This is a genomic window from Bacteroides mediterraneensis (assembly GCF_016900355.1).
Lineage (GTDB): Bacteria > Bacteroidota > Bacteroidia > Bacteroidales > Bacteroidaceae > Phocaeicola.
Map to the genome: position 1 here is coordinate 190,608 of NZ_JACJKA010000003.1, position 18,719 is coordinate 209,326.

Sequence of the window (18,719 nt, forward strand, 5' to 3'; positions counted from 1 at the left end):
ATTAAAGTGAACGTCCCTTGAATACAGAGCTCTTGTAAGCCGGCAGTATCACACCGTTCAAGGTCAGACGATTAGAATTAAAATTCGGTGAAATAGTCACAGTGGCACTGTTTGTACCTTTCGGCATGGTGATATCCAGACGGGCCGAAATGCCTATCCCCATCACATTCATGGAAAGATAAGTAGTGCCCTTCTTGTCGGTCTTTACCTCATAAGAAGATACTTTTCCATCCACTGTCACACCACCCAAGCCATTAGGTCCTGCCGCCGGAATGTTGAACGCTACTTGTACTACAGCATTCTCTCCGTTAACCGATACAAAGTTGGTATTTGCAGTTACATAAGCTGTCTGCCCATACTTAAACACCACTTGGTCGGCTTCAAGCGTAAATTCCTTTTCGTTGATAGCCTTAATAGCTTCCGCATGCTGGATACTGTCGATTTTCTCCTGGAGCGCCTTCTTCTCTGCTTTTGTCAATTCGACTTCTTGAGCCTGGATATGTCCGGCCATTAAGGCCAAAGCACATATCAAAATAGATACTAATTTTCGCATAATCTCTCGTTTTAAAGTTTACAACTAATAAACAAACGGATCGCATTTTTGCTGCATGCTATCCGCTTAAAAAAGTATAATAGTTATCTCCTTTTTCAAAGGAAAATGTTATCTTTAGAATAGAAAAAGAAAAATATATCAACTAACCTAAAAAAACAGCCTATGACACCCCTCAGTGAAATCACCCTATTAATTGCCGTCATCGCACTGGCGCTCTGGCCCGTGGTGCTGTTTATCTTGCGTTTCTGGCAAGAACGCCGCAGGAAGCTGGAACATATCGAGAGGATGACAAAAGATGAGCTCGACGAGGTCACCACAAAAGAACTTGTCATCAGCGTACTGAAGAAAATCGGCTGTCAGCCGGAAGTGAACGAAGAGAATCACATCACCTTCAAATATCAGGGAGATGATTTCTACATTGCGGCCGAAGAGGAAAACCGGTTTATCATGATCTGGAATCCCTGGTGGGGCTCCATCAATGCGGACAATGAAGCTTTACCTTATTTAAAAGAAATCATCAACTTGGCCAATGTGAACTCACTGGTCACCACCGTATATATGGCCGATGAGGATGAAAAGACTATCGGTCTGCATTCCCGTTGTCACACTTTCTTCTCTCCCAACGAAGGAGAACTGGAAGAGCACATGAAAATGCTGCTCGACTATTTCTTCGACATGCACAATGTAATCAAGGACAACATGAACCAGCTGGGGCAGGCCGCCATCAATGAGGAAGAAAAGAAAGAACGTGTGAAAGTGAAAGGCTTCTCCGCCTACAAGGAAAACACCATGCCTATCGAGACGAAGAAGGAGACGGAGACGGAAGCGGAGAAGAAGGAGTAGAAGACTCTCCATCCGGCTTGCGCATGCTGAACTCACAACCGCAGTATTGCTGGTTGTAGAAATTATATTCCTTGATAATGGCGATGCGGCGCTCACTGAGTCCTCCCTTGCGCCAGTTCTGTTCCCACCATGTGACATCCGGATAGGAAGCCACAGCCCAACGTCCGGCTTCGTTTATCTGGTCCAGACTTTTCCAGCGCGAAGAAGCCAGCGTAGTGGTTATCACCGAAAAGCCGTGTTCATGAGCATAGCGGGCCGTATCGGCCAAACGCATCTTGAAACATTTCAGACAGCGACCTCCACGCTCTGGCTCATTTTCCAGTCCGGCCACCGTACATCGCCAGGCTTCGTGGTCATAGTCCGCATCCACAATTTCCAACCCCAGCGACTGGGCATAACGGGTACATTCGTCCTTGCGGATGGTATATTCCTCCAGCGGATAGATGTTCGGATTGCAATAATAAATGGTAGGACGCACCCCATGCTGCATCAGGCATTCAATAATGGCCGATGAACAAGGTGCACAGCAAGTGTGTAGCAACACTTTGTCTGCCCCACCGGGCACCTCCAGTTCAAATTTTTTCTTTTTCATCGCTTCCTCCCTTTTTATGCACACGATTCAGACGATTCATCCGTATAGGCCGCAAACAACGGTTGCAGGATTTCCGGCACCTCCACTCCTTCGTCGCGTATGCCTTTCAGGCAACGGTACGCCTCGTCGGTCAACGAAAAATACATCTCCCGCTTGTCCTTCTCACCCAGGGTACGCACCAGCAGGTTACGTTCTTCCACCGCCCGAATTACCTTTGAAGCGTGCGAAGGGGTCAGTCCGGTACGTTCTACAATCGTGCGGGCTGCCACTTGTTCCTTGCCGATGGCACACAGCACCATGGCTTCGTTCAAAGACACTCCATGCGCCTGCAGCAAGTGCGATTCAAGATCAGAGAGAGCCCGGAAGAGCTCTCTCATCACACAGATACATTTTATTTTTTCCATACGTTAAATAAACAGATTGACATTGGCTTCCTCGGCACGGTCCATATAAGTGGCTACCCCACCAATGGTCACATTGTCCAGCAATTCCTCCTTCTTGATGCCCATCACGTCCATCGACATCTGGCAGGCAATAAACTCTACTCCGTTGTCAATAGCCTGCTGGCGGAGTGACTCCAACGAATCGATGCCTTTCTTCTGCATGATGTAACGCATCATCTTCGGACCCATACCGCCCATGTTCATCTTCGAGAGCTTCAGTTTCCGCGAACTGGAGGGAAGCATCATGCCGAACATTTTTCCGAAGAAATCTTTCTGCACTGACGGTTTCTGCTCCTTCTTGATGGCATTCAGCCCCCAGAAGGTAAAGAAAATAGTCACTTTCTTTCCGGTAGCCGCCGCGCCGTTAGCCAGCACAAAGGTAGCCAAAGTTTTGTCAAGGTCATCGCTGAAAAGAATGAAAGTTTTTCCCTTCTCTTCCGGTGCCCGACGGACAGCCTCCATGGCACAGGCCGTAGCCTTCTCTACCAACACTTTATAGATTCCTCCTTCCGACTTCGAAGACAGGAAGCGATTTCCGGTAGTACGGCACCACGCTTCTGCATCACGCGGAAAACCTGCATCCGTGGCATGGATTTCCATCTGTTCCCCGGCTTTCAGTTCCTCCATCCCTTTCTTCAACCGCAAAATCGGGCCCGGGCACTGAATGCCGCAAGCATCTACCACATGTACCTTCTTGCAGTCCGTGGTTCCTTCGGCCGTGTCACAAGTGCAAACCACCTCGCATGCCTCGTCTGGCTGGCAAACTGGAGTAACTGCCGCATTGTAGGTCTTGATACCACCAATCAGGTTACGCACATCCTTGTAGCCATTGTCTTTCAGAATATTGGATGCCAGATATCCACGCAAACCTACGCCACAGTACAGGAACACCGGCTTGTTCGACGGAATTTCCTTCATCCGCTTACGCATCTCATCCAAAGGTACATTGACCGCTCCGGCAATATGTCCCAGTTCGTATTCGTCTTTTGTACGGACATCGACTAATGTAACCTTCGTCAAATCGGCCTGCTGCAATTCTCTCCAGTAAAGCGGAGTCATCTTGCCGCTCAAGATGTTTCCAGCCACATAACCTGATACGGCTACCGGATCTTTGGCTGAAGAGAAAGGAGGTGCATAGGCATGTTCCAGTTGCACCAAATCATAAACCGTACCTTTCTGCTTGATGACCAATGCATATTCATCAATACGTTTGTCCACGCCATTGTATCCCACAATCTGTGCCCCGTACAACCGACCGTCTTCCGGAGAGAAGGTGATCTTGATGTCCATCTGCAGAGAACCAGGATAATATCCAGCATGAGAACCAGAATGGATGGTAGCCGACAAGTACGGAATACCGAACGCCTTCAAGCGCTTGGCCGGAAGTCCGGTAGAAGCCACGGTCAAATCGAACACCTTGGCAATAGCCGTACCAATGGAACCTTCATATTTCACTTTATTGCCAAACGTCATATTATCGGCTACGATACGTGCCTGACGGTTGGCCGGACCTGCCAAGAAGTTCAGCCAAGGTTTGCCTGTAATCGGATGCGGATATTCAATGGCATCACCTACTGCATAAACTGACTCATCGGAAGTCTGCAAGTATTCATTCACGTAGATGCCCTTCATTTCACCCAGTTTCAATCCGGCTTCCACAGCCAGACGAGTTTCTGCCCGTACACCGATGGAAAGAATCACCATCTGAGCCTCGGTCTGCAAACCCGACTGGAACTTCACCAACAATCCGGATGCCGTCATTTCAAAGGCAGCTACCGCCTGCTTCAAGTACAGCTTGACACCCTTCTGCTGCAGATGAGTGTGTACCAAAGCCGCCATGGAGAAATCCACCGGCCCCATCACTTGGTCGGCCATTTCCACCACTGATACCTCAATGCCTGCATGATGCAGGTTCTCGGCCATCTCCAATCCGATGAAACCACCTCCCACAATAACAGCTTTCTTCACTTCGTGTCCTTGCATGTAATTCTTAATACGGTCGGTATCTGCCACATTCCGCAAGGTAAAGATTCCTTCATTGTCAATTCCGGGCAGAGGGGGACGAACCGGAGAAGCTCCCGGAGAAAGCAACAGTTTGTCGTAAGTTTCGGTGTACTCCTTTCCGTCTGCAGTGCGTACTTTCACTTCCTTACGGGCTGTATCGATAGCCGTCACTTCCGAACGTACCCGTACATCAATACGAAAACGGGTGGAAAAAGCTTCAGGAGTCTGCACAAACAAACGGTTACGGTCCTGAATCACTCCCCCTATATAATAAGGTAAGCCGCAATTGGCATAAGAAATGTATTCTCCACGTTCAAACAAAATGATTTCGGCCTTTTCTGTGTTTCTCCGAATACGGGCAGCCGCAGTGGCTCCACCTGCTACCCCACCTACAATGACATACTTCATATTAATCTATTTTCTTTGTTATTATTTTCTATTGGAAACTATTTGCAAAGAAAAGAAATAATCGAGAAAAGAATAAATTTCCAATGGAAAATATTCTACAATTAAGGATTATTAAGAAGTTAGTGAGAAATTCTTACGCCAGTTTCTGGTAAGCCAAGCGAGGAGTACCGTTGCTAATATAAATAATGCCACAATATACAAAGCCCATGGATTGCACCAAATTCTGCATCACCTTGTTATCGGCATGCGTATCAATCCGCAAACAGGGCCATTGACGGAAACACCAGTCGATACACAATTTTCCGATGCCATGGCAAGAGCCGTCGGAAGCCAGACGATGAATCACATAATAAGGAGAATCATCCTTCCACTCCCCATTTTCAATATAGGCATACGTGGGGTCGGGCCCTTGAATGAAACAAAAGGTAGCCACTGCTTTTCCTTCTTCCGTTACACACACATAACAATGAGAAGCCTCTATTTCTTTCTGTATCAATTCCCGTTGTGGATAACCGTTAATCCACTGATTCGGATTTCCTGTACGGACCATAAAACGACGGGCTTCTTCAAATATTTCCATCAAACGATCCAAATCTGCCAATGAGGCCTTGCGTATCTGTAAATCCATAAATCTCCTTTTTTCGTAAACCGACACAAAACTAATGTTTTCTTTCGTTTTCCGGGCGAATGCGCTTGGTTTTTTAAAATATTATTGTACCTTTGTCACGCTTTCAAGCAATAATGGGGCATTAGCTCATCTGGCTAGAGCGTTTGACTGGCAGTCAAAAGGTGGCAGGTTCGAGTCCTGTATGCTCCACATTTCCTTTCCCACACCGTGGAAATTTTCCCTTGATAACTCACAAACAAACCTTGTCCATCTTACCACCCATACATTATTATGTACAGCATTTTAATCATAGAAGACGATAAAAGGGTGGCCGACCTCTTGAAAACCGGACTGGAAGAAAACGGTTATAACGCTTTCGTGGCGTACGACGGTGCCATGGGACTCCGACTTTTTCAGTCGCATGCATTCCAACTGGTCATTTCAGATATCATTCTCCCCAAGCTGGACGGATTCGAACTTTGCAAGGAAATACGCAAACTCAATGCACAGATTCCCATCCTCATGCTGACGGCCCTCGGCTCTACGGATGACAAGCTGGACGGATTCGATGCCGGAGCAGACGATTACATGGTGAAACCTTTTGATTTCAGGGAACTGAATGCCCGCATAAAAGTGCTGCTGAAGCGGAAAAACGAAGCAGAGAGCCCGACTGCTCCGCCCGATAAACTGAATTACAAGGACCTGCAAGTGGATACCAGCCGCCGGGAAGTTACCCGTCAAGGCATTCCCATCCGACTCTCCCCCAAAGAATACAACCTGCTGACCTACATGGTACAGCATCCGGAAAGGGTCATCAGCCGGGTGGAAATAGCCGAAAAGGTATGGAATACCCACTTTGATACTGGTACCAATTTCATCGATGTATATATCAACTACCTGCGCAAGAAAATAGACAAAGACTTCGACACCAAGCTGATTCACACCAAACCCGGAATCGGATTTATTCTTACCGACGAAAAACCATGAAAATAAAGACCACCCTGACACTCAAAAACACCGGAGTCATTGCCGTGGTATTTCTGTTGTGCATGAGCCTGATTTACTTGGTCAGCGAACACATCCGGAGCAACACGTTCTTCCACAACCTGAAAAGTGAGGCGGTGACCAAAGCACACCTTTTCCTGCAAGACCAGGTAGATGCCCGCATTATGCAGTCCATCTATCTGAACAACAAAAAGTTTATCAATGAAGTGGAAGTGGCGGTCTATACCCCCGACTTCCGCATGCTTTACCACGATGCCGTCGAGAATGACATTATCAAGGAAAGTCCGGAAATGCTCACTCGTATTCTTCACGAAAAAGAAATAGAATTCCACATCGGAAAGTTCCAGGCCATCGGGATGGTCTATCCTTTTCAAGGCAAGGATTACATTGTGACTGCCGCAGCTTACGACGGCTACGGTCACACCAACCTACTGGAACTTCAGAAGACCTTAGTCATTCTGTTTCTCTTCGGATTGCTGCTCTTGTTCGTGACCTGTTATTTCCTTGTACGGGCTTCTTTGAAACCTATTCGGGAAATCGTAAAAAAAGTGGAGAATATCACGGCTTCCCATATCGACCGGCGATTGCCGGTGAGAAACGAGAAAGACGAACTCGGAGAACTGAGCCTGGCCTTTAATGATTTGCTTGAACGACTGGAAATTTCATTCAATGCACAGAAGATGTTTGTCAGCAACGTATCCCACGAGATGAGAACGCCGTTGGCTGCCCTGATGGCCGAACTGGATTTGGCCTTGCAAAAGGAACGGACCGAAGCACAATACCGCCAGGCCATGCAAAACGTATTACAGGATGCACGACGCATGACCAAGCTGATTGACGGGCTCCTCAATCTGGCCAAGGCGGATTACCAGAAAGAGCAAATCAAAATGCACGAAATCCGGCTCGACGAACTGCTGCTGGATACCCGGGAACTGATTCTGCGGGCCCACCCGGAATACCACATCGAACTGATTTTCGAACAGGAAGATGCCGAAGACGACCGGATGATTACCGTCATGGGCAACTCCTATCTGCTGAACATCGCCTTTGCCAATCTAATTGAAAACAACTGCAAGTATTCGGAAAACAAATCCTCCTTCGTCCAAATCTCCTATTGGGAAAAATGGGCGATTATCCGCTTGTCCGACAATGGAATTGGCATATCGGACAAAGAAAAAGAGCAGATTTTCACCTTATTCTACCGAGGGGCACAGGACAAGCAAACAGAAGGGCACGGCATCGGCATGGCACTTGCCCAAAAGATTATCGGGCTTCACCAAGGGCATCTTGCCGTACATTCCAAGCAAGGAGAAGGCACAACCTTCACCATTGAGCTGCCTCATATCTAAAAGTTTCTTTTTCAGCTTCCACACCACACTATCAGAACAACGGCCGGAAACAACCGGCAGGATTCTAATAGTTTTCTAATACCACTCTAATTATCCTCTAACAGGCTCTACCAAGAGTATCGCTTACTTTTGCCGTGCGAAAAGGAAATAGAGTAATCACCCTATGAATTCAGGTATTATGTGGAAAAGAAGAAAAAGTAAGGAAACAAGCACATTCAATGCGGAAAAGGTATTTTTGGCAGCTACCCAGCCTCTCAACACCGTATGCAATTATTTCCAAACCAGCAAAAACGGACTGACCTCCGAAGAAATCGAGAACCGGCAGTCCATCTATGGAACGAATGAAGTAGCACACGAACAGAAGAAAAATCCGGTTTCCACCTTCATCAAGGCCTTCATCAATCCCTTCATTGGTGTACTGACCGTGCTGGTGGTCATTTCTTTCGTACTCGACGTCTTGCTGGCCAATCCTGGCGAACAAGACTGGACGGCCATTTTCATTATTCTGACGATGGTGATTGCCAGCACCATCCTCCGCTTCTGTCAGGAATGGAAAGCCAACGCTTCGAGCGAAGCTTTGCTCAAGATGGTCACGAACACCTGCTATGTGAGACGTACCGGCCAGCACGATGAAGAAATCAACATCACAGAACTGGTGCCGGGGGATATTGTCATGATTGCTGCCGGCGACATGATACCCGCCGACCTCCGCATCATCGAAGCAAAAGACTTGTTTGTCAGCCAGTCCTCCTTGACAGGAGAATCGGACCCGATTGAAAAGCGTCCGGAAACGAATGCGAACAAACACCGCAAAGGCAGTGTCATAGAACTGGAAAACATCTGTTTCATGGGCTCCAACGTAGTCAGCGGTTCGGCCACCGGCATTGTCTTTGCCACCGGAAACGACACTTACCTGGGCACCATTGCCCGCAGCATCGCCGGACACCGTGCCGCCACCGCCTTCGACAAAGGAATCAGCAAAGTCAGTTTCCTGCTTATACGCTTCATGCTCATCATGATTCCCTTCGTGTTTCTGGTCAACGGAGTAACCAAAGGCGACTGGCTGGAAGCTTTTATCTTTGCCGTGTCGGTAGCCGTGGGTCTCACACCGGAGATGCTTCCGATGATTGTGACGGCCAACCTTGCCAAAGGAGCCGTCGCCATGTCCAAGAAAAAGACCATCGTAAAAGACTTGAATGCCATTCAGAACTTCGGGGCCATGAACATTCTCTGTACCGACAAAACCGGTACGCTCACCTGCGACCAGATTGTATTGGAAAAATACATCCATGCCGACGGGAGCAGCGATGAAAGCCGCCGCATTCTGCGTCATGCCTATTTCAACAGCTTCTTCCAGACCGGATTGAAGAACCTGATGGACAAGGCCATCCTGTCGCACGTCAAGGAACTGTCATTGGAATACCTGAAAGACAACTATGTCAAGGTGGACGAAATACCGTTTGATTTCACCCGGCGGAGAATGTCGGTCGTGGTGGAAGACCGACAAGGAAAACGACAGATTATCACCAAAGGTGCCGTAGAAGAAATGCTGGCCATCTGCTCACATGCCGAATTCGACGGAGAGGTACATCCCATGACGGAAGCCCTGAAAGACAAGGCACATCGTATCATCGAGCAGATGAACAAGCAAGGCATGCGGGTCATTGCCGTAGCGCAAAAAAGCTACCTCGACAAAGCGTGCGACTTCTGTGTGGAAGATGAGAAAGAGATGGTACTGATTGGCTATCTGGCCTTTCTCGATCCACCCAAGCCATCGGCAGCCAAGGCCATACAGCAATTGCATGAACACGGCATTGAGGTCAAAATCTTGTCTGGAGACAACGATGCCGTGGTACGTACTATCGCCCGGCAAGTGGGCATCAACACTACCAACGCGCTCAGCGGCCCTCAACTGGCCGACTTGAATGAGGAGGAAAAGATGAAAGCAGTACGCGAGACGACCGTCTTCTCCAAACTGACTCCCGTACAGAAAACGGAAATCATCACCCTCCTCCAAGCACAGCAAAATACCGTCGGCTTCTTAGGTGACGGTATCAACGACGCGGCCGCCCTCCGCCAGTCGGACATCGGTATCTCGGTCGACTCAGCCGTAGACATCGCCAAGGAAAGTGCCGACATCATCCTGCTGGAGAAGAGCCTGATGGTATTGGAGGACGGGGTACTGGAAGGAAGAAAGACCTTCGGCAACATCACCAAATATATCAAGATGACCGCCAGTTCCAATTTCGGCAACATGTTCAGTGTCATGGCAGCCAGTGCTTTCCTGCCCTTCCTGCCCATGCTTCCCATTCATCTGCTGATTCAGAACCTGCTGTATGATATTTCGCAGACCACCATCCCCTTCGACCGGATGGATGCGGAATACCTCCGGAAACCCCGGAAATGGGATGCCTCCGACCTGAGCCGCTTCATGATTTTCATCGGTCCCATCAGTTCCATCTTCGACATCGTCACTTATCTGGTGATGTGGTTTGCCTTCGGCTGCCAGAGCATGGAGCATCAGACCCTCTTCCAGTCCGGATGGTTCATCGAAGGCCTGCTGTCGCAAACCCTGATTGTACACATGATACGTACGCGGAAAGTGCCGTTCATACAAAGCCGTGCCTCCTGGCAGGTAACCGGACTGACCCTGCTCATCATGGCTACCGGTATCCTGATTCCCTTCACCCCGTTTGGGACCTCCATCAGTCTGGAAGCCTTGCCTGCAAGCTATTTCCCCTGGCTGTTCGGCATCCTGCTATCCTACTGCGTACTGACACAACTGATTAAGAACTGGTATATCCATCGTTTCACCAAATGGTTATGACAAAACTCATCAAATACCTACTGGTCATTGCAACGGTATCCCCTTGCCGTTGCTTTGCCCAAAAACTCCTGATAAGCTATACCACCGAACTGCAGAGCGATTTCAAGAAAGGAGCCAACTGGGTGAATTTGTTACGGTTGGATTTTTCCGCCCCGCTAGGCCCGTCTGCCACCCTTGAAGCAGCCACCCTCAGCACGGCCAAAACCCGAGCCGAGTCTTTGGCCAACGATTTGCAGACCTTTTCCAACATCGAAGAAGACAATCACCCGCTTGCCGCAGCCATACTGGGCATCCGGCAGCCAATGGGAAACTCCAGCCTGTTCATCGGCATCCGCAACCTGAACGAAGACTATTTCACTTCGCCAGCCACCAGCCTGTTCACCAACAGCTCATGCGGCATCTTCCCCACCCTGTCGGCCGATTATCCCATAGCCAACTATCCGGTGTCTTCCATGGGGATACACTACGAGCTGCAACATGCTCAATGGAGTCTGCAAGCTTCTTTGTATAACGGAAAAGCCTCCTATCGCTTTACAGGAAAAGAAAATGTATTCCGTTTCTGCCCGAAGCACGACGGGATACTCTGTCTCACCTCATTCAGCTACCAGCATCATGACAGCAATTATCACATGGGCTTTGCTTTACATAGCGGGATGTATCGGAGTTATGCAGAAGGAGATACGGAACAAGCGTCCCCAAAAGAAAAGAAAGAAATCCGGAAAATAATCTGGGGATACGCAGAACAGACCATCACTCCCCGCCTGCAAGTGCTCTTACAGGTTTCTGCCCAGTGGCACGCCAGCCAAGGATGCAAACACTATTCCGGAGCAGGCCTTGTATGGCAATGTGGAAAAACAGAAGGCGGACTATTCACCGATTACGCCCGGTTCTCCCATTCACACGAATGTGCCAGTGAATTCACTTGGAAGATTCCCTGCCTGGGCAAAGGGTTCATACAGCCCACCTTGCATCTGATTCATCAGCCGGAAGCACACTACTTGATTGGCCTGTTACGATTCGGGTACGTGCTTCCGGCCCTCTGATATAGAATTATTTCACTACAATCTCGTCGGTAAACAAGAATCCACCGGCTTCAGGATTGATGTCAGCCTGTACCCGCACGTAACGAGCCTCGCAAGTGCCCTCCCATGCATAATTCTGGATAGTCAGCTTTTCATCCGTAATAGGCAGTGTAGTCGTAATCGTCTTCAACAGCGTATATTCCTTTCCATCGTCCGACACCAGGAAACTGACCTTCTGCGGCAGGAACACACCCGGACCAATCAACTGCATGAAGTCGATGGAAACCTGGCGGATAGGCTGTGATTTTTCCAAATCCACCACCGCGTCCATTCCTTTTCCAAGGAATCCCTGCCAACGCAAATCGGTGTAAACCCATCCTCCATGGATGCCGTTGGTCAAAGCTCCGTCTCCTCCTGCCGGATAGGAATCTGCCGCATAAGGCCGCAGATACTCTACCTTCTTGCCTTTTGCCAAGTGATTGTCAACACTCAGTGCCTCCGGACGGTTGCCCACTTCATTCTTCAAGTCAAAAGTATTGTATCCCAATGAATCCAGTACCTCCACTTCCTGCAAAGCCTCCGCATGGAAACGCTTCCAGTTCTTCCGTTCCGGGTTGGTCCAAGCCACCTCAGCCAAGGCCAGCAAACGAGGATAAATCATGTATTCCGTATGTTCCGGTGTAGGCATATATTCCGTCCATACATTTCCTTGAACTCCCCACACACAATCCAGCTTATCTGCCGGGAAAGCCGGGGTTACAGGCTCATAAGAATATACCTTTTCCAACGGAAGATACCCTCCAATGGCTTCAGGCTGTGTGCGCGGCGCATCCTGATAACTGTCAAAATAGCAATAGGCTCCCGGCGACAAAATCGTGCGCAGTCCTCTTTTCACCGACTCAACTCCTTTGTCTTCTCCACGCCACACGGTCACAGCCGAAGTTTCATCCAACTCACCAGTCAGTATTTCGTCCCAACCAATCATTTTGCGACCGTTCTCCCGCAAGAACTTTTCAATTCTGGAAACAAGATACTCCTGCAGCTCGCCTTCTTCTTTCATTCCTTCTTCCTTCATCCGGGCCTGGCAGTCGGGACATTGTTTCCAGTGGTTCGTGCTGGCCTCATCCCCCCCGATATGAATGTATTCCGACGGGAAAAGCGCCATCACTTCCTTCAGCACATCGGTCAGGAAAGTGTAAGTCAATTCTTTTCCAGGGCAGAACTCACCACCGGGCTTCAAATCACCTCCGCAGGCCAACTGCGGGAGGGCAGCCAGCACTTCTTCCGAATGAGCCGGCATCTCAATCTCCGGAATCACCGTAATATGACGCTGACGGGCATATTCCACAATCTCTTTCACATCTTCCTGCGTATAGTATCCTCCGGAAGCCCCCGGCGCATCCTGCCGGCAATATGTACGGCCACCGTTCCACCAGCTTTTCCAGTCCGGGAAAGGACGATAGGCCGTTTCACGCGTCAGCTCTGGATATTTCTTGATTTCAATCCGCCATCCGGCACCATCTGTCAAGTGCCAATGAAAGCGATTCAGTTTGTAACGGGCCAGTGCATCCAACTGCTTCTTGACGAATTCTTTCGGATAGAAATGACGTGACACATCCAAATGCATACCTCGATACGCGAAACGCGGCGCATCCTCGATGGTCACTTCCGGCAACAGGAAGGTATTGTTTCCTGCCGGCTGTACCAATTGATTCATTGACTGAAAAGCATAGAACAAACCGGAAGTAGAAGTAGCCTCCACTTGGATGCCCTTTTTCGTCACTCCCAACCGATAAGCTTCCTCCTTCATCGGAGACTGTTTCGGACTGACCAATTTAAACACAATATCCGCCTTGCCCCTCTTTTTATAAGTCCATGCAAAAGGAGACTGACCGACATACTTTACAAAATCTTCCTTATCGGCTCCTTTCAAATTGCATGAAAAGGAAGCATTTTTCTGAAAAACAAAATGACCTTCACCCACCACCATCTGTTGAGGGTAAGGAATCACATAACTCTCCGATACAGAAGAAGCCACGGCCGAAAACGCCATCGCCACAAAGAAATAAAGGAATAACAAGGGTTTCATCTACAAAGTAATTTAAGGGTACACAATTAATAAGAAATTACCCAAGCATACATTAATTAGTAAACTTGGGTAACTTCTACAGTTCAAAGATAAAAAAATCTTTTCAAAGTAACATTATATAACCGGCGCTAATTTTACCAACCTGGGTTCTGCTTAATATTAGGGGCCTTACCAATTTCATCGGTCGGTATCGGTGACAGATAATGCTTAGGATCTTCAAATATCGGATCCGGACTCTGACCTGCATAACGCTTTGCATAAATTGTCAACGCACCTTCTTCATTTACGCCTACAGTTTCCTTCAAAACGGCAATTTCTTCCGGAGTATATCCCGCTCCTTCTATAATAATACCCAAACGTGGAGCTGTCAACAAATTACCACATTTCCAGCGACGGATGTCATCATAACGTACACCTTCAGCAAACATCCCAATGCGACGCTCACGACGGATTTCCCGAATCAATTTTGCATTATCACCTGAGACATTGGGATAAGCAGCCTCAATAACCGGATCATTAAATGGAACAGACACTTCCAGTTTCTTATTAAATCCGACACGCGCACGCAACTTATTAATGGTTTCATCCAAATCATTCTGATTTATAGTTCCCAATTCTGCAGCTGCTTCCGCACGAATCAACATGATTTCACCCAAACGGAATACCGGAGCATCTTCTGTTCCCTGATAGTGCGATGCGCTGTATTCGGCCTCATTGTAGAACTTTACAATCGGATATCCAGTAGAACACTTGCTGGGATTACCCGTATTGGTCACAGAAGCAATGTTAGGCGCCTTGCCGTCCATATAATAGCAATGATCTACATCATTCACATCCGGCGTAGCAGTGGTCTGCAACAAACGAGGGTCACGATTCGCCAATTCAGCAATCAACGTAGTATGCTGCGTATGTCCCGGACAGTTACACAAAGAAATCGGCAAGCCGGTAGTGGCACACAAATAAGAATCGGCACAGTTCTTACTCATTCCCAGAGGAGTCTCACCTACAAAAATCTGACGAGTAAGATTATTTCCTTTATCAATTCCCGGATCGTATGCCTTTGATAAAATCACCTCAGGATTCGTAGACTGATCGGCCAAACAGAACAATTCATGATAAGCTGTAGCCGGACTTGAGCCCTGATACAAAGAATAACCATATTCAGGCTTCATCAATTCACATGCTGCATTATAGGCTTCTTGCAAGAACTTCTCCGGATTTTCAAGTCCATGATATTTACGCCAAGTACCTTCAAACAGACACATACGAGCCTTCAAGGCCAAAGCTGCATCCTTACTGATAAGGGTAACGTCCGTCTTTTTAGGCAGCCATTCAATAGCCTGATCGATATCTCTCAACATATTGTCCATAACTACAATACGTGAATCACGAGCCTTATACATTTCTTCATCTCCTGGATTCATCACCTTTTCAAACCAAGGTACATCTCCATAAGCTTTCACTTTATTGAAGTAATCCAGTGTTTTAAAGAACAATATCATACCGGCATATTTATGCTTCACCTCCTCACTTTCCGGAGATTGCTCATAATTACTGAGAAAGTCGTTACAAGCACGGATATTTTCCCAAGTCCACTGTGTTCCACTGGCACTGGAAGGTACGGTTGCCAAGCCAAAACTTGTCACATTACGTTCCCACGGCAACACATCATCACTGGTAAAATCATCTCCCAACATTCCCCAGTCGTAACTTTTAGGAGCTCCGTAACCCACAATCAATTTGGGATAAAAGTCATTGCAATACTGCTCCAATGCAGTGGCATTCGCAGTGGCAAAAAATTGATCCTTACCAATGGCATCCAATGGCTCTCTGTCCAAGAAATTACAACTAGACAAGGCCATCGCAAACAGACACCCGGTCAATATAGATATTTTTTTCATAATCATAAATCTTTTAGAATGTGAGATTAATACCAAATGAATAAGAACGGCAGAACGGATAACTCTTCATATCCGAATTCAAAGTACCTACCATTCCATCTGATGACTTCTGATATGTATTTCCAGTCATATCCGGATCTACGTATTTATACAAACCTGTAGCTTCCCACAAGTTCTGACCACTAAAGAATACCTTCAACTGAGACACTCCAATCGGTTCCAGCCATTTCTTCGGCAACGTATATCCAATGGTCAAATCACGCAAACGGATATAAGATGCGTTCTGCAAATATTTAGTCTGAACCTGTTTGCTTCGACTATTCCAGGTCGGTACAGGATAATAGGCATTCGGATTTTCTTCTGACCATGAATTATCCACATGATAATCGTTGATGGCACTGTTCCATACGCCATTAAATCCCCAGAATACTTCATTGCTAAGCCACAAATCACGTTTCATCACACCTTCAAACAGGGCACGTACATCAAAATTCTTCCAACTCAATCCTAAGTTGATATTGAAACGATAACGAGGAGTCTGATTACCAATCACTTTTTTATCGCCATGATTACTCAATGTATTGATAGGACCTTTCTCACTATCACCTTCATTTACCACTCCATCTCCATTCAAATCGGCATAACGGATATCTCCCGGAATCCATGTATTTGAAATATAAGACTGACGTTTAGATTGTTCAGCTGCTTCTGCTGCATCCATTATGAAACCATCCGTTGTATAACCCCAGATTTCACCTAAACGTTTACCTACATAAAGGTCATTCAATGTGCCGGTCGGATTATCATACTTCGTGATAGTAGAATAGCTATCAGAAAGTCCAACTCCGATATTATATTCCAACGGACTGCCAGCCACATCATTGATACGGTCTGCCCAATTCAATGAAAGTTCCCATCCGTTCGTTCTCATGCTTGCCAGGTTTTCTTTACCTCCACTGGTACCCATGGTATTAGGATAAGCTTTTGAAACCACCATATCCGTTGTATAACGCATATAGTAATCAAATGAGGCAGTCAGGCGATTGTTCAACAATCCCAAATCAATACCAAAGTTGGCCGTTGTCACTTTTTCCCAAGTCACATTATTATAAGCCAATGTAGCCGGAGTAATGCCTGTAGGAATCTGTCCGGAAAGTACATAATTCAAATTCTCACTTCCTACCGTACCTATGTAGTCAAAGTTTCCATTCGTTACCTGATTACCCAAAGAACCGATAGAAGCACGTAGCTTGAAATTATCGAATAATTTACGAGCTGGCTCAAAGAATTTTTCTTCAGAAACACGCCATCCTAAAGAAGCCGAAGGGAAGAATCCCCACTGACTGCCGGAAGCATATTTGGAAGAGCCGTCATAACGTCCGTTCAATTCAACCAGATAACGTCCTTTGTAGTCATAATTCACACGGAAGAAAGCACCTTGAACAGCCCATACGGTAGCAGACTCAGACAATGTTTCCTTGTCCTTTGCCATATCAATGATGGGGAAATCATTTACATACAGATTGGCAGCTACTCCATACATATCACTGGTATTCTTACGTTCCTGATTGTATTCTACCATTACAGAGAATGAATGATCCTTAATCTGTTTCTTATATTCAGCCCATACATTCAATGCTTCATAAGTATCATCATATTTTCTCAGTCCTGCCTTATTGGTCGGCATTTTGGCTGTCTGCGAACCATCCGGATTCAGCTGATAAATTGTTTTCAGATGCTCACGCTGCGTACGGAAATAACGATTTCCGGTATAATCTCCTTTAATGGACAATCCTTCAAAAGGAGTGATATTAAATGATCCTGTATACCAAATATCATCATATACATTCTTCAACCGTCCTGCTTCAGCCAAAATACCGGCATAGTTATAGTTGAAGTTACTACCCTCCATTGCAGCAAAATGCTGTCCATCCGGCAAATAAATAGGAATGAACGGGAAAGAACGATAAACTTCATAATAAGGAGAACTACCCATATAAGCCTGTGTATTAGGCTCATCCGACTCACTGCGGTTGTATTTTGCGCGGAAACCGATTTCCAACCATTTGGTTACTTGCGAAGTGAAATTGAACGACATGTTAATACGCTTATAGGTATCTGTACCATAAGCCAACAAACCATCCTGTCCTTTGTAACCGATTGAAGCATAATAAGCATTCTTTTCTGTACCACCTTGAATGCTGGCATTATGCTGTTGCATGAAAGCGGCACTCTTATAGAATTCATCAAACCAATCGGTATTTCCTGCATAAGCCCATTGTCCTTTAGCGGTAAAAGCACCGGTTTCATCCAAAAAGGCTGACGGACGACTCGGATCCTGACAATATGCGTGTACGGCATCGACTAGCTCTTGACTAAAATAGCCACTACCATTTGTATTTGTATTCGCTAACTGTACGGCATCAATCCATTTATCGGAAGAGATGCCATCAGGAAGGCGTGATGGAGCTGACCAAGAAAAATTATTATTATAATTTACAGTTACTTTCTGTCCCTTCTTACCTTTTTTCGTTGTAATAAGAACCACACCAAATGCGGCACGTGCACCATATACGGCGGCAGAAGAAGCATCCTTCAGTACAGATACACTTTCAATATCCTGTGGATTCAACAGTGAATTTTCTACCGTTACGAATGACTCATGCACTTCAATATCCCGGTAGTGGTTTTTCAGCGAAGCACGGATGTCCTCCAATGTTTCATTCAACTGGCGGGCTTTCTGTGTATTTCCTTTCGCCTTGCCCAAAACTGTATCCCAGGCATCCGGCTTCACGCTCAGTTTAGAACTGAACTGTGAGATTTCACCATTAAGTGACAGACGAATCATAATACAAACTGTTCCGTCCTTGTTTACCTGATTTTTTCTTAGATAGAACAAAATCTTAAATGTACTCTTACTCATATCCTTTTTTAATTTATCTCCGTTACAGTGGGTGTAATGACTTCCCTCTGCAAAGGAATAATTAATAATTGGGTTACAAGCAGACATTTGAACGTCAATGAGCGACAAATCAAGGACTTACATCGAAAATCGTTACAGAAGATTTTCCCGATT

The 18,719-nt window shown here is 46.7% G+C and carries 13 protein-coding genes and 1 tRNA gene; 6 read left to right on the forward strand and 8 right to left on the reverse strand.

What is annotated here, in order from left to right; genetic code table 11:
- Position 1: 1 nt before the first annotated feature.
- Positions 2 to 553, reverse strand: coding sequence for a DUF4251 domain-containing protein (locus H6A28_RS03670; protein ID WP_204478881.1), 552 nt, complete (start codon positions 551 to 553; stop codon positions 2 to 4).
- A 162-nt stretch (positions 554 to 715) separates the two neighbouring features.
- On the opposite strand from H6A28_RS03670, the gene H6A28_RS03675 reads away from it, so the two are divergent.
- Positions 716 to 1,396, forward strand: coding sequence for a hypothetical protein (locus H6A28_RS03675; protein WP_204478882.1), 681 nt, complete (start codon positions 716 to 718; stop codon positions 1,394 to 1,396).
- Here H6A28_RS03675 and H6A28_RS03680 read toward each other — a convergent pair.
- The 4 genes from H6A28_RS03680 to H6A28_RS03695 form a co-directional block, all read right to left on the reverse strand.
- On the reverse strand, positions 1,347 to 1,988 hold the full coding sequence (locus H6A28_RS03680; protein WP_204478884.1) for an epoxyqueuosine reductase QueH: 642 nt from the start codon (positions 1,986 to 1,988) through the stop codon (positions 1,347 to 1,349). The two genes, H6A28_RS03675 and H6A28_RS03680, sit on opposite strands and share 50 nt — an antisense overlap.
- 14 nt (positions 1,989 to 2,002) lie before the next feature.
- Positions 2,003 to 2,392: a MarR family winged helix-turn-helix transcriptional regulator gene (locus H6A28_RS03685; protein ID WP_148330845.1), complete on the reverse strand. Its 390-nt coding sequence runs from the start codon at positions 2,390 to 2,392 to the stop codon at positions 2,003 to 2,005.
- 3 nt (positions 2,393 to 2,395) lie between these two features.
- Positions 2,396 to 4,843 (reverse strand): DsrE/DsrF/DrsH-like family protein, encoded by a 2,448-nt coding sequence (locus H6A28_RS03690; RefSeq protein ID WP_204478885.1) that lies wholly within the window; start codon positions 4,841 to 4,843, stop codon positions 2,396 to 2,398.
- A 133-nt stretch (positions 4,844 to 4,976) separates the two neighbouring features.
- A complete protein-coding gene (locus H6A28_RS03695; protein WP_204475806.1) occupies positions 4,977 to 5,471 on the reverse strand; it encodes a GNAT family N-acetyltransferase in 495 nt (164 codons plus the stop codon).
- A 115-nt stretch (positions 5,472 to 5,586) separates the two neighbouring features.
- On the opposite strand from H6A28_RS03695, the gene H6A28_RS03700 reads away from it, so the two are divergent.
- The 5 genes from H6A28_RS03700 to H6A28_RS03720 all read left to right on the forward strand — a co-directional run bounded on the left by H6A28_RS03700 (position 5,587) and on the right by H6A28_RS03720 (position 11,674).
- A tRNA-Ala gene (locus tag H6A28_RS03700) sits at positions 5,587 to 5,660 on the forward strand.
- Between the two features lie 81 nt (positions 5,661 to 5,741).
- The gene (locus H6A28_RS03705) at positions 5,742 to 6,437 is read left to right on the forward strand and encodes a response regulator transcription factor (RefSeq protein WP_204477282.1); all 696 of its coding nucleotides are present in this window, start codon (positions 5,742 to 5,744) and stop codon (positions 6,435 to 6,437) included.
- A complete protein-coding gene (locus H6A28_RS03710; protein ID WP_204478887.1) occupies positions 6,434 to 7,804 on the forward strand; it encodes a HAMP domain-containing sensor histidine kinase in 1,371 nt (456 codons plus the stop codon). The genes H6A28_RS03705 and H6A28_RS03710 overlap by 4 nt, the downstream gene beginning before the upstream one ends.
- A gap of 178 nt (positions 7,805 to 7,982) precedes the next feature.
- Positions 7,983 to 10,631 carry a magnesium-translocating P-type ATPase gene (mgtA, locus tag H6A28_RS03715; protein WP_239465241.1) on the forward strand — a complete coding sequence of 883 codons (2,649 nt, stop codon included), beginning with the start codon at positions 7,983 to 7,985 and terminating at the stop codon, positions 10,629 to 10,631.
- The gene (locus H6A28_RS03720; protein WP_239465242.1) at positions 10,628 to 11,674 is read left to right on the forward strand and encodes a carbohydrate porin; all 1,047 of its coding nucleotides are present in this window, start codon (positions 10,628 to 10,630) and stop codon (positions 11,672 to 11,674) included. Before mgtA ends, H6A28_RS03720 begins: the two co-directional genes overlap by 4 nt.
- A 7-nt stretch (positions 11,675 to 11,681) precedes the next feature.
- Here H6A28_RS03720 and H6A28_RS03725 read toward each other — a convergent pair whose 3' ends face one another.
- The 3 genes from H6A28_RS03725 to H6A28_RS03735 form a co-directional block, all read right to left on the reverse strand.
- Complete coding sequence (locus H6A28_RS03725; RefSeq protein WP_204478890.1) at positions 11,682 to 13,742, reverse strand: beta-N-acetylhexosaminidase; 2,061 nt, start codon at positions 13,740 to 13,742, stop codon at positions 11,682 to 11,684.
- Between the two features lie 134 nt (positions 13,743 to 13,876).
- Positions 13,877 to 15,643: a RagB/SusD family nutrient uptake outer membrane protein gene (locus tag H6A28_RS03730; protein WP_204478892.1), complete on the reverse strand. Its 1,767-nt coding sequence runs from the start codon at positions 15,641 to 15,643 to the stop codon at positions 13,877 to 13,879.
- A gap of 13 nt (positions 15,644 to 15,656) precedes the next feature.
- A complete protein-coding gene (locus tag H6A28_RS03735; RefSeq protein ID WP_204478894.1) occupies positions 15,657 to 18,566 on the reverse strand; it encodes a SusC/RagA family TonB-linked outer membrane protein in 2,910 nt (969 codons plus the stop codon).
- Positions 18,567 to 18,719 lie beyond the last annotated feature (153 nt).